Origin of the sequence: Nocardia sp. NPDC049737, assembly GCF_040674755.1 — a bacterium.
Lineage (GTDB): Bacteria > Actinomycetota > Actinomycetes > Mycobacteriales > Mycobacteriaceae > Nocardia.
The window spans coordinates 45,106-57,362 of record NZ_JBFANH010000042.1; the positions used below are offsets into that span (position 1 = coordinate 45,106).

Sequence of the window (12,257 nt, forward strand, 5' to 3'; positions counted from 1 at the left end):
TAACCACTGAAATGCATACTACTGGCCGGCTGTCCCTGAACCCTGCCGATCGGCGATCCACGTCTACGGGACGACCCCAGCAACGACCCACCCGCCACTAGGAAGTCTCAACGCCAATGACCCCCTGGCGCTTGCCGCCGCGCAGGGCGAAATCAACCTCGATAACCACTCGGCCAGCAAGAAGATGCTGGTCGGTCCTGTTCCCATCTATACCGCGCCCCGCCGGGGCACCACCGACCTTGACCTTTCACCAGGTCAGGCAGGGTACCCACATCAAGTACCCGACCACCGCATCAGAGAAACCCCAGGTCGCCGGTCGCAGGTTCGCATCATGGGGGTTGCTGTCAGCTCGAGCACCCCAGCTCAGAGCACCGAAAGAACAGGATGCCAGCTCAGCCGACCTCCGAAGATGGCCTTGGCGTAGAGATCCTCCACCCGGACTGCACGACGACTAGGCCGGCGGGAGCGGTTGCGCCCTCCCCCGGACCACGATCATGTGATCCCGCGGCGTCCACCCATCCCGCCACACAGGAACCGCCACACTCGTATCGCTGACACCGAGATCCTCACGGGCGGCCACACTGAAGTCCTTACGCAGACGGTAAGCCTCTCGAACAATCAGCAACCAATCATCATCACCGGCGAGCTCTCCGTACGCGAACCATTCCAAAGTCCATGTGCACCTGTTGAGTTCATCCCCTATCGCCACCGCGTTCGGACTGCCCAGCAACTGCACCTCCTGCCACCGCTGAATGCGCTCACGCTCGAGCTCACCGAGCTGAACAATGCCCTCCTGCAACGAGATCCCGTACGTGTCGGTCTCGCCCGCTCGTATCCTGACCAAACGGCCAGCCAAGGTGTGCATCCCCCTGGTGACGATCAGGAACTCCGAATACACCTGCAATCGACGCTCATCCCACCGCGCAGCCTGACTCCGATTCCACTTCGACCGCTCGTTGACGTAAGAGGCGAGAAAGGTGATCCCACCGCCGATCACAACCCCACCCAACGTGCCGAGCAATTGAGACAACACGGCCAAATACTATCCGTGGCAACGGATTAACTACAGACTTTGGTGTCGACCCATGAGACGACCCACTAGCTCCAGCCCCCGCCAGGCACACCAGCGGGCTCTATACGCGAACCGTGCGAACGCGATCACAACCACCAGTGGAACGCACCCCGGCTAGCATTCGAGCACGGCCGCCTCGCAAGCGGCCATAAGCTCACGCTATCAGTCGATCTGTTCGATGTTCGAGCTTCTGAGGCCCACTGCCTATCGCAATGGAAATTCGGCTTCAATAGTCAGCTCTCCACGAAGAAGAAGATGCTGGTCGGTACGGTTCGCATCTGTGGATGATCCCGCCGAGGGCACGAACCTGCGACGTTCAACCGACCGGGCCGTCGAGCCAGAGGCGACAGGCCGACGGGCCATACCCACAGGCGAAACGGTGACAGCGCCTCAGGAAGTTTGGCCCGGAATTCTTGGCGTATTTTTGGTAGCAGCCCGCAGACTAAAACAGGTCAGGCACGGTGACCGTGCCTGACCTGGTAGTTATGCTCCCCATCTGGACTCGAACCAGAAACCTGCCGTTTCTGAGTAGGCGATGTTTCTGAGTTCCTGACAGTTCCCAATAGTGCCCGTGAGCTGCATGGATGCCGAAAATTAAGATCCCAACAAATCCCGTTGAATCCAGTCAATTCCCACTGAAAGCGTGACGTTTGCGTGTCGTTGGTCGAGTCGTCCCTCACAGAGTCTGCCGTTCACCGCGATGGCAGACGACGTCCGCACGCAGGGCGAGGATCGAAAAGGGCATAGCCCCTACAGGCGGCGCCGCTTGCACCATGAACCCCGCCTGCAACCCGGCACGAGTTCCCGAAGACTCTCCGGCATGTCGCCGACCGACACGCCGACCCATTGATGACTTTGGCAATCTACTAGCAATTTATAGATCCAGCTGGTCCAGAAGCTCGGTCAGTGATGGCACGCGGCGGTTTCCTCCTGTTGAGAGCATGAGCAACTGCAGACGACGTTTCCCCGCCGCGAAGGTTCGAACGGATCTGCCAGTGGTTCCTGATCCACGACCCGTCCTACGCCAGCGAACTCGACCACGCCGTCACCAGCTACCAGCACGGCGAGTCGCTGAACCGCATTGGCGACCGGTTGAACGTCGCCCACACCACCGTTCGGTCGGCACTCGAGCGCCGTGGAATCCCAAGACGTGATAGCCACGGCCGGTCCCGGTGACCGTGCCGGTAGCAGAACAAAATTCGGATATCCGCTGGCTCGCTTATATCCCACCCGGCAGCCAGGTCACCTGCTTGTTGTCAGCCAGCGCTGGGGATCTAGGACCGTCCCCCGAAGACGGTGATGTCGTCCAATGCGTCTTCAACGCGACCACCGATGATCGGGTCGTTGACGAGTTCGCGTAGCGCAGGAACGACGCGGTCGGTGTCGATGGCCCTGTGAATACGCGCGATGTGTCCCAGGGCCGTCACCGCACCGGAGCGAACATTGGGGTCCGGATTCTCGAGCAGGGCGAGCGCGCGGTCGGTGACCCATCCGCCATCAGGGTCGTGAAGAGCCAACCGCAGTATGGCCTGCGAAACCGCCAGGTTGTCCTCCGAATCGAGCATCGCGATCGCCTCGTTCCGGCCGATCGGTTCGAGGCTTTGGTACGTACTCACAGCGGCTTGCCCTTCCTGTTCACCACGCCCGCCTTGATCAAGGCGTTCTGCATCTCCTGTGTCAGCTCGTCCCATGCACGTTTGTGGCCATGGAAGATCCCCGATTCCGGATACGTCTCATCGAACACGTCGAACTCCCCAGTTTCGGAGTCCAAGCCTACGCGGCGGGAGGAGGTGGGCTTGATCTGTAAAGACTTGTCCAGTGTCTCCTGCGGATGCGTCGGCTCCGGCGCAGCGTTACCTCGTTGCTCTGGACCATGTTTCGGAGAAGGCTCGAAGGTCAGCTTCTTCTCTTCACCATCGATTGCGACCTTCAACGCGATGATCGCCGCGAGCTTGGCGAGGGACTCGGTGAGATCGGGGACCTTGCCGAAGGCGTCGATAACGCCGACGGCGACGCTCGCGGCCAGCGTGATCTCGAGGATCTGGAAGAGACGTTTCGTCGTGTAGAGGCCGCGCAGGGTCGCGATCGTGTCCTCGACCGCGAGGGCGACACCACCGCCGGCGACAGCGATACTCCCGCCGAAGCTGAAGATCGCACCAACGATGGCGCCGGTGACCAACAGCCCGACAGCCCAGGCGAAGGTCGTCATCGCCGTCTTGATACCGTCACCGACTTCGACTGTCGAGCTGTGATAATCCGCGACAGGGGCGGCGACGTTGGTGGACGCGGAGACCAGGAGGTCGGCGCTGGATTTCAGTGTGCCGAAATGTTCCTGGATGATCGTGCGGTTCTCGGTGGCGTCCATGTCGTCGAACAACGCGGCGATCGTGGCGATCTTCGCGGGTGCGCCGGTGATGGTGGCGTGGGTGGAGAAGGTCTTCCACGTGGTGGCGGCCTTCGACAGCTTGTCGACGTCGCCGTTGGGAAGTTTCTCGAAGGTGCCAACGATCTTCGAGGTGAGTTCGTTGAAGAATTCCTCGACGCCACCGTTGTGTTTGACGCCGTCGCCGTTGTCATGAACCGAGGTCGGGATGGTGACCTTGTACTCGGATACCTGTTGCAGAGGCGGGCTTTCAGGGTTGGCGTTGTCGGCCTTCCCGTACTTGTACCCGTTGGCGTAGAGAATGTTGCCGAGATTGGTGAGCGCATCGGCCAGGTCGGTGCAGGTCTGCATCGTGTCCCGGGCGTAACGGTCGTACGCCTCGCCCCACTGTTTGCAGCCGGGAGCGTCACCGGCCATACCTGCGCACTCGCCTTTGACCGCGTCGTGCACGGGTTTATCGGCGTGCCGCAGCTCGCCGGCGAGGTCGTGGCATTGCTTGGCGGCCTCGTAGTAGGTCCGCCAGTTGACCTTCACCGCTCATCCCCCTCGGAGCATCTTCAAGTTTTCCTCGACCGCGGTCGTGTAGCCGGTGTGTGCCTTGCGCGCCACCTCGCTGATATCGCGGGCACCTTCGGCGAATTCTCTTGCCCCGGCTGCCCATTCACGATGAGCATCCGAATATGCCTGCGCGGCAACACCGTCCCAACCCGTTCCCGCCAAGGTCGCGACCTTGGCGTCGATCGCATCGAGATGTTCGGCGATAACGCTGGCGAGGGCGGACAGACGGATCGCGACCTCATCCAGGTGGTCCAGGTCGACCTCGAACTCCTCTGAACTCATGGCAGGTCCAAGCTCGACGTACTCGCGCTGTAGAGCACTTCCGCGTTGCTGCCATCGAGGTTTTCATACGTTGAGGCTGTGACCCCGAGCTTTTCAGCCAACCCGGCCAGCGCGGTGATGATCTGGCCACCGCCGTCACGGATGTCGTTCCAGCCATCGGCGAACTCGTTGGCCAAGTTGCCCTTCCACGTGCCGTTGACCAGCGACTCGACGTCCCTGGCCGCTGAACCCAGCGCGGTCTGCATCGCGGTGGACAGCTCGTATACTTCCTCCCCCACTTCGCGCACTTTCTCGGGTACCACCGAGAGGTTCTGTCCCGAAGCTGGCGTACCCCCGTCGCTCATGCCGCCGAATACTACCTATCTTTCGGTCAGACCGTCGAGGCTGCTCGCCGCCATGCCCGCACGGACATATGTATTCAGCGCGGAATGCGCCCAGGGTGGACAGTCTGTACACCGATCAGCACACCGCCGCGATCGTGGCTCTGGTTCGGGAAGATAGCGTTGCCGATCGCGATTTGCGCCACGCACAATCCGGTGCTGGTCCGGCGAGCCGCAGAAACCGACGCAACGCTATCTCGCTACTGGGTTGGGGGTCGACTGGTGGTGGAGACGTTGCTGGATGTCCTGCGCTTCTTCGATCGCTGCGATCTGTCACTGGCGCGCATCGGAGAACTCACACCCCGTCCCAGACTCGATATCCACGGTCACCAGTAGATCCGACCCACCCGGTGAGAACCGACGACCAGCAACATCGATGAGCGGCACCGGCTGCATTGTCGTGGTATTCGACCGCGGCGTTTGGCTCGTTACGTGCCCGTGCCCCGGTCAATTTCACGACAACCACTTGAAGTCGCGGACGCTCACGTCGTGCCGAAATATCGGCCCAGCCCACAAATCATGAAGCTCGATGACATGCCGCTTGGAGCGCTGCCTTTTGCTAGTCTGCGGCCAGCATTCGCTCGAGTTCATCCCATCCTTCGGCGCTGGACTGCTGACGGGCTCGCGTCGCGCGCGCGTTCTCGACAGCTAGGCAACCGATCCGCAGTGCCAGTGGAATATTCATGTGACGCAACGCTGTCCAGCGTTGTTTGTCATCCAGTGTGACGAACCGGGTCAGCGTCTTGCCCGCCGCCGCGGCGCCCGCCAATGCGTGCGCGGCGAGGAGAAGTTCAGCACGCAGCCTTTGACGCCGCTCGTCGAGATCGGCGCTGCCAGTAACGACGTACGCTTTCGCATGGATGTGGGTTCGCAGGACGACTTCGGTGGCCAGAACACTCAGCGATGGCGTCAGGACCCCGGATCGCATGTTGAGCCCATTACCCGCCGAAGGGCCGAGGTAGACCGCGTGCGCGAACTTACGCAGATCTCGATTGTCGAGCTCGTACAACAACGATGACCCGGGCAGCGGCAGACTCATCGGTGTCACCAGATCTGCGGCGAGATGCTTGAGCCACAGTACCAACGCCTCCGGGGTGGATTCGACCTCACGGAACTTACCCGATTTCGAGATCGTTTCTTTCTCTCCGTGATCCCAACGCACCCCACGGAATTCGCCGGTGCGGATCTGCCGCAGCGCCTCGAACGGCCGGGCAAGATCGTGTCCGGCAGAGCGGACACGATGTGCTCGCCCGCCGAATCCCGGCCCGGTGTAGTCGATCGGCAGCCGCTTTCCGGCACGTTCCCAGGCCCGCATCTGTTTGGTGCGTCGAATCGGCTCCATCGATTTGACGACGGCACGATCCAGCGCCGAATCGAACCACGCCGCAAGCGCTCCGATGATGCCCGTGACACCAACCGCCAGCAGATCATCGTGATCCCAGGCGATGCGTTGGCGCGCCCGCCAACTCTCGAACTGTGCACGTTGCCCGGGTATGAGAGCGGCGTCGAGATCTATTTCGGACCAACCGGATTCGGCGCGCAGTTGATCGTTGATCTCGGTCATTTCGGCGTAGGAAGCAGGCATCGGCTCGCCGCGAACAATCACCACATCGCCGTCGGTGAGCGCCGATTCGGTGGCGGCCTCGAGCTCGGCCATCCGCCGACTGATGGTATCGAGATTGCGATCAAATGAATCGTCCATCTTAACTCACAGCCGATTCAGGGATGCGGCTGAGCACGACTTCGATTGCACTCTCCACCATTTCGACCTGATCGCGCTCGAGGCGCAGTTCGTCGCGCAGCCGCCGGTTCTCCGCCGTGAGTCGCTTGTTATCGGCGCTGAGGCGCCCGATCCGCGCGATCAGCAACTCACGGTCCGCGACAAGGCTTTCCAACCGTTGATGCAGCGCCAGCACCACCCGTCGACGCTGTTCGTCCCGATCGGTCTGCTCCGCGAGCACAACTCGATTGATCAGATCCAAACGCATCGCCCCGACCACGACCTGTCCGGCGGCCAACGGAGTCCAACGCGCACCGCTCGCGGCTGCACCCGCGACCACGACGCCACTGACACCGGTGACCAATGCCGTACCACCGGCAACACCGAAGCCGCCCGCCGCGATCGCTCCGCCACCGAGGGTAGCCAACCCAGCCGAGGTGGCCGCCGCGCCGGAAAGTCCTGCCGCCGTGCCGATTGCGGTGCCGATCAATGGCGCGGCCCAGCCAGCGGTCGCAACTCCGACACCAAGACCGAGCACACCCGCCGCCGCTACCCGACCCCAACGGACGTTCTTGCGGCGGAGCCGACGGATGAGTGCCTTCTGCTCGGCGAGCATCGCGTCGAGGTCTGATTCCCTCGCATCAGGAAAACCCGCGGTCAATACCCGCAGTATTTCCTGACGAGCCGATGCATTCCACTTGCGCTTGGCGGGCCAGGGATCGAAGAGCACGAGATCGACCAGCACCAGCAGCGACCGGGGGCGGGAACCGATACTTCGCGGTGCCCGCCGACCGAGATCGGCTACTCGCTGCGCAACGGGAGCGATGCCATTCGACTCGATCTCGGTGACAAGTTCCGATACGAATTGTGTCTTGGCGGTGGAACTTTCGACAGACGACAACTTCGTACACAACCGTGCTACCGCCTCGTCACGAACCACCCGCTTCGCCGAGATCTCGTCCTCGTCCCGGGTTGCCGCCAGATCGGCCTGCATCATCGTGATCTGCATCGTCGCGAGCGCAACAGATTCCGCCCACTCCAATACGAACTGGCCGTTGTCGGGCTCGTCGTCCGTGTTCACCACACTCCCAAGCATTTTCGGTCTGGCCAGTATCACAGAACGCACCGACGACTCCTGGGGTTTCGACCGAACGAACCGTCGCGGCTGCGTATAACGTGCCCGGCATATACCTGTATCTCGTGCCTGCAGACCTGACCATCGACGCGGTCACCGTGCCCATAATCGCTTCTGGTTCGACCCCACCGGTCGCCATCCGCTCAGCCGCGGCGCCGACGGCTGGGGCGTGGCGGTCGAACTCCTCGACTTCGCCGACCACAGTGAACAGCACTGTTTCGCAAGCTGGCCAGCCTCGAAGCACTCGGACCGGACCAAACCGAATGGGCGGCGCGCATGGCGACGCTACACACGGCTCGACGATCCCCGTATCCAACGCAGGACTCACTCAAGGGGCGCTGGCCGCGCCGGTAAACTCCGACGTCGTTGGTCGCCGGACTACGACGCGGCTGTCGCGGCCGAGATCCGTTTGTATCAGCGAAAAGTCACGTCTAGGACCAGTGTGTCGCAGTGGGGGGCCGCGTCTGGTAAACGCATTCTAGGTAGCCGATGTGTGCGCCGCCGATTGCCCACACGCACCCGGAAGGGGCGACGACACGCGAGGCTCCTTCAGCAAAGCAGACACGCCGCTGCAGCGCGTAACAGCGGGCCCGGTGGGAACGGTGTGCACAACGTGAAGCTCGTACGTGGCGGAAACGCTCCAGTTACCGCGTCGACCGTGACCGTGACACTCGAATGGGGGTCCCAGTGCGAGGTTGACCCCCAAGCGCTGCTGCTGACCGAAACTGGAAAGATTCGGACGAACGATGACTTCGTATTCTACAACGCTGCGAAACATCCGACTGGCGCCGTATCGCTGGACGAGTCAGCGGTGGGGCGCGCAAAACTCACTGTCTCCCTGACTAATGTCGAAGGCATCATTTCGCGAATCGTCATTTCTGGATCGGTCGACCGGGGATCGTTCCGAGATGTTTCCGATCTCACGCTGACTGTCCAGGGCACGAACAGCATACCGATCTTGTTCGAGGTCGACCAGCCCGATGCTGTGACAGCGATAGTGCTCGGCGAATTCTACCGACGAAACGGGGCATGGAAATTCCGGGCGGTCGGCCAGGGATGGGCAAGTGGGCTACGTGGACTAGCTGAGGAGTTCGGCGTCGAGGTCGACGACCCGCCCGCCACCCCGCCTCCGGTGGGACCATCCGCTCTTGAGCCCAACTACGCTGCGCCGCAAGAATACCCACCGCATATGGAGCCCGCATGGTATCCGGACTCCATCGATTCGAATCGTCTTCGCTGGTGGAACGGTGCAACCTGGACCGACGAAATCAGGCAGGTGTTTCCAGTAGATCCGGCCATCTGCGAGCGCTGCGGCCGAGCGAAACGAGTGCCGCGTTTCGGTACCCCACCACCGTGTCGCTGGTGTGAGTCCGACGTGAACGGATTCATGGAAATGTGGCGGTCCCAAGCGTGGCAGGTGCTGACCACCTCTGGTCCGCGCGGCACAGGATGGAACGAGCTATGGATCGCCCTCCGCTTCCAGCGGATCCACGAAACAAGCGGTCGGGAAGCATTGCGGCCACTCGCAATCGGCTATCTGGAGCGGATGGTCGCCTTCGCCTTCGCCGATGACGAAATCGAGCAACACGAGTTAGACAGCTTTCAGCAAGCGGTAACTGATCTTCAATTGGCTGTCGATCTGGGCGTCGCCCAATCGCGTGTCAACGAACTTCGACAACGCATGCTCCGTGGCCGATCGCTCACCCAGGTTCGCGCTGGCGAGCTGCCCCGCGTACAACGATCGGACCTACATTTGGAAGCTGACGAAACACCGTACATCGACGTCAACGCAGTACAGATCAAATACACGGCAAGTGGGCCGCGGCACAACAGCGGCAGGATTATCGGCAGTAGCAAGAAGTTCCGATTCGTCGGGGCAGGAGCAGGTACCGAGCTTCCATGGGCGAAAATTGTTTCGATAGCGAGCGAGTACGGGAATATCATTATCTCCGCGACTACGGCCCGCGGCGGTGGAACATACAGCGTCCCAGACCCTGAATATGTTGCGGCCGTGCTCGAAGGGGCATTACGGATAGCGAAGCGACTCGTACTCGCTCCAGGGCAACGGGACACCCGCTCGATACCGCCAAACATAAAAGCCGAAGTCTGGCAAAGAGATGGCGGCAAGTGTTGCCAATGCGGCGATAGCCACTACCTCGAGTTCGATCACGTCATACCGTTGAGTCGAGGCGGCGCGACTAGCGTCGGAAATCTCCAGATCCTCTGCCGCAGATGCAATCTCGAAAAAGGCGCGCGAATCTGATCAGACGCAACCACCACGCTCTGCACAACACCGGCGTGCCAGGTAGAGCAGGATCAAGCTCGACCGCGTTACCGGTGACGCCGATGGCTGCGACAAGCAAGCCAAGGACGCCGATGGCTGCGACAAGCAAGCCAAGGTCGAGAACGCGGGTGATTCGCAGCAGCAAGTCAAGGTAGGCTGGGCTGCTGCGTTCGCCTTCAGGGCAGCGACGACGCCCTGGACTTCGAGGAATCCGTCGAAGGCCGCCGGATCACGTCCGACGCCAACATCGCACAGCTGATGGCCCGAGCGATCGCCACCGAAATCATCGACGAGGCGACGCAGTTGATGGCCGTTTTCGAGCAGGATCTGTGGCCGTGGGTGCGCCGTGTCGGGGATTCGCCCACGCCCGCAGCAGGCGCGGCCCTCAGCCGCATGGACGAAGCAACCGCCAAATGGCAACACCCGTTGGCAGCGATGGCGGAGCTATTCACCCAATGCGAGGCCGCACACCCGAGAGACCGATGACGCGTGGCGCGATCTTGGGTCTTCGAGCTGTACATCGACGACCAGCACCCGATGCCGGGCGTCCGCCTGGGCGTGCTGCCCGGTTGGTCGCTGCAGCGGCGCGTGTGGGGCACGTTCCAGAATGCGCCGACCGCAGGTAAGCAGGCGCGGCGCAAGATCCCTGCCGACGTGCTGGTGATCTTCGAGCTGCCTGTGCGGCTACGGCGTGACCTGCACCGCACCTGGCAACGCCTGACAGCGCTCCGACCCTCCCACGCGGCGTTGGCGCCGGTCACGGCCGACCTTGCCCGCAGCAGCTACGACCGGGGCGCTCACCGCCGCAGCCTCGATGCAATGGCTGCTCGCGCAACGAGATCCATCGGCTGGGACGGCCGGGAACTGTTCCTGCCACAGGCCACCAGCAGCTACCGCCTCTACCGGCAGCTGCGATTCCTACACACCTGGCTGGCCGTGGCGGACTCGGTGGTGGCAACTCTCAATCAGGTCTGCGCACGCCCTGAAGTGTGCGCCGATGCCCCGCTGGCGATCCGTGCCAGTGGCCTGCCCGCGATCGAGGACATCGACCGCTACATGGCCGCAGTCGTCGACGGCAGCCATCACTCGACAGCATCGTTCAGACCGTGTTCCACTCCCGGACGACCTGGCTGCTTCGGGTCGTCGCGCTCGCAATAGGGCATTCCTGGTCGTGCTCATATCACGCCACCTGGCCCGACAACGGAAATGAGCAGTTGGCTAACAGGCACTGAGTACTCCACTCGCACACTGGCATCCTGATCGTCAGAGCCCTCCACGAAAGTGGCGGAACCTCAGGCAATCCGATGTCTCATTATCCTGTTTTGTGGCTCCCAAGTCCTTGCGGCGGTTGGGGAAAACCGCTAGGCCAAGCCGTGTCCTTGTCGTAGTGGCATTCCTCGATGTACGCGTCATCCAGGGTTGTCGGCCTGGTGAAATCCTCGCCGCGGCGCACTCCTAGTCCGGCCATCTTGGCGCCATCGAGGTTCGAGTAGGCGAGTCGTGCGCGCCCCAGATTCGCGCCTTCCAAGTGGGTGTTGCTCAAGTCGGATCCGATGAAGGTGGTGTCTTGCAGATCCGCTGCCACCAACTGGGCATCGGTCAGGTCCGTCAGATAGAACCAAGTCAGTCGAAGGTTGGCACGCATCAAGCTGGCTCCGCGAAGGCAGGCCCCGGAGAGGTCGAGCGGGTATGTGTCAACGCTTCGGCGGCCAATGACTGTCAGCGCAGCCTGAACATCGGGGCTTGGCCTTGGGGATTCTTCTCGTGTGCATGATTTGCCATTTGGTGCATGGCTGCGCACGAACGAGGCCAGGACGTCAAGGATAGTGGAACGGTCTGGATCCGAATCTCGCGTCAGACGTTCGAGCGAGTAAATGCCGCCGAGTCGAACATCTACGGTCTGGCTGCCCAGTTGCTCGACCGCTTTCGAAAACCTTGTTGTGATCTCGGTCTGTTCTGCGACCCCGGCCTGTTTGTTAGCGATCTCGACCTGTTTGCCAGCAAACTCGAACGAGTGAGCTGTAAACCAAAGGCCCCCAAGAACACCGACCGCTGCTGCGATCGCACCGAGTTTCAGCCAACCGTCCCAGGTCAACACGGCGAGTGTGCGTGTCCTCGCACGGCTGAAGCGGCTCAGCTGCTTCGGCTTGACACTCGCGACGCGCCGCGGTCGCTTCGCGATCGGTCGAGGCCGCATCAACGTTCTTGCCGGTGGCCGACGGCGTGCAGGACGAGGGTTTCTCAATCGTGTTGTGCGAATAGGGATCTTGCGCCGTGGGGCTTGCCGGTTCTGCGGAGAGCTCACGTCGCCCATCTTCCACCTACAGTGAGAACTGGAGGCGCATTGAGGTTGAGTCCAGGAAGATGGTGTACGACCTGAACGCCCTTGCAGCGCAGGGTGTGTCGTAACCAGGAATTGGGTGGCCACCGCGTGATCCTTCAG

The 12,257-nt window shown here is 61.8% G+C and carries 12 protein-coding genes; 4 read left to right on the forward strand and 8 right to left on the reverse strand.

Annotated elements, in window-relative coordinates; translation table 11 throughout:
• Nucleotides 1–451: 451 nt before the first annotated feature.
• The 5 genes from AB0J47_RS37525 to AB0J47_RS37545 all read right to left on the reverse strand — a co-directional run bounded on the left by AB0J47_RS37525 (nt 452) and on the right by AB0J47_RS37545 (nt 4,639).
• On the reverse strand, nt 452–1,033 hold the full coding sequence (locus AB0J47_RS37525; protein ID WP_364357749.1) for a hypothetical protein: 582 nt from the start codon (nt 1,031–1,033) through the stop codon (nt 452–454).
• A 1,313-nt stretch (nt 1,034–2,346) separates the two neighbouring features.
• Complete coding sequence (locus tag AB0J47_RS37530) at nt 2,347–2,688, reverse strand: HEAT repeat domain-containing protein (protein ID WP_364357752.1); 342 nt, start codon at nt 2,686–2,688, stop codon at nt 2,347–2,349.
• Nucleotides 2,685–3,989 (reverse strand): hypothetical protein, encoded by a 1,305-nt coding sequence (locus tag AB0J47_RS37535; protein WP_364357755.1) that lies wholly within the window; start codon nt 3,987–3,989, stop codon nt 2,685–2,687. Before AB0J47_RS37535 ends, AB0J47_RS37530 begins: the two co-directional genes overlap by 4 nt.
• 3 nt (nt 3,990–3,992) lie before the next feature.
• Nucleotides 3,993–4,295: a WXG100 family type VII secretion target gene (locus AB0J47_RS37540; RefSeq protein ID WP_364357758.1), complete on the reverse strand. Its 303-nt coding sequence runs from the start codon at nt 4,293–4,295 to the stop codon at nt 3,993–3,995.
• Entirely contained in the window at nt 4,292–4,639 is a 348-nt protein-coding gene (locus AB0J47_RS37545; protein ID WP_364357761.1) for a type VII secretion target, read from the reverse strand. The genes AB0J47_RS37540 and AB0J47_RS37545 overlap by 4 nt, the downstream gene beginning before the upstream one ends.
• Before the next feature lie 159 nt (nt 4,640–4,798).
• Here AB0J47_RS37545 and AB0J47_RS37550 point away from each other — a divergent pair, with 159 nt between their 5' ends.
• Entirely contained in the window at nt 4,799–5,011 is a 213-nt protein-coding gene (locus AB0J47_RS37550) for a hypothetical protein (protein ID WP_364357764.1), read from the forward strand.
• A 223-nt stretch (nt 5,012–5,234) separates the two neighbouring features.
• Here AB0J47_RS37550 and AB0J47_RS37555 read toward each other — a convergent pair whose 3' ends face one another.
• A complete protein-coding gene (locus AB0J47_RS37555) occupies nt 5,235–6,332 on the reverse strand; it encodes a hypothetical protein (RefSeq protein WP_364357767.1) in 1,098 nt (365 codons plus the stop codon).
• Between the two features lie 46 nt (nt 6,333–6,378).
• On the reverse strand, nt 6,379–7,479 hold the full coding sequence (locus AB0J47_RS37560) for a hypothetical protein (RefSeq protein WP_364357770.1): 1,101 nt from the start codon (nt 7,477–7,479) through the stop codon (nt 6,379–6,381).
• Between the two features lie 664 nt (nt 7,480–8,143).
• Here AB0J47_RS37560 and AB0J47_RS37565 point away from each other — a divergent pair.
• The 3 genes from AB0J47_RS37565 (at nt 8,144) to AB0J47_RS37575 (ending at nt 10,972) form a co-directional block, all read left to right on the forward strand.
• Entirely contained in the window at nt 8,144–9,793 is a 1,650-nt protein-coding gene (locus AB0J47_RS37565) for a TerD family protein (protein ID WP_364357773.1), read from the forward strand.
• A 279-nt stretch (nt 9,794–10,072) separates the two neighbouring features.
• Complete coding sequence (locus AB0J47_RS37570; protein WP_364357776.1) at nt 10,073–10,300, forward strand: hypothetical protein; 228 nt, start codon at nt 10,073–10,075, stop codon at nt 10,298–10,300.
• A 3-nt stretch (nt 10,301–10,303) separates the two neighbouring features.
• Complete coding sequence (locus AB0J47_RS37575; protein ID WP_364357779.1) at nt 10,304–10,972, forward strand: hypothetical protein; 669 nt, start codon at nt 10,304–10,306, stop codon at nt 10,970–10,972.
• Between the two features lie 154 nt (nt 10,973–11,126).
• Here AB0J47_RS37575 and AB0J47_RS37580 read toward each other — a convergent pair whose 3' ends face one another.
• Nucleotides 11,127–11,909, reverse strand: a complete 783-nt coding sequence (locus AB0J47_RS37580; protein WP_364357782.1) for a pentapeptide repeat-containing protein — start codon at nt 11,907–11,909, stop codon at nt 11,127–11,129.
• Between the last annotated feature and the right edge of the window lie 348 nt (nt 11,910–12,257).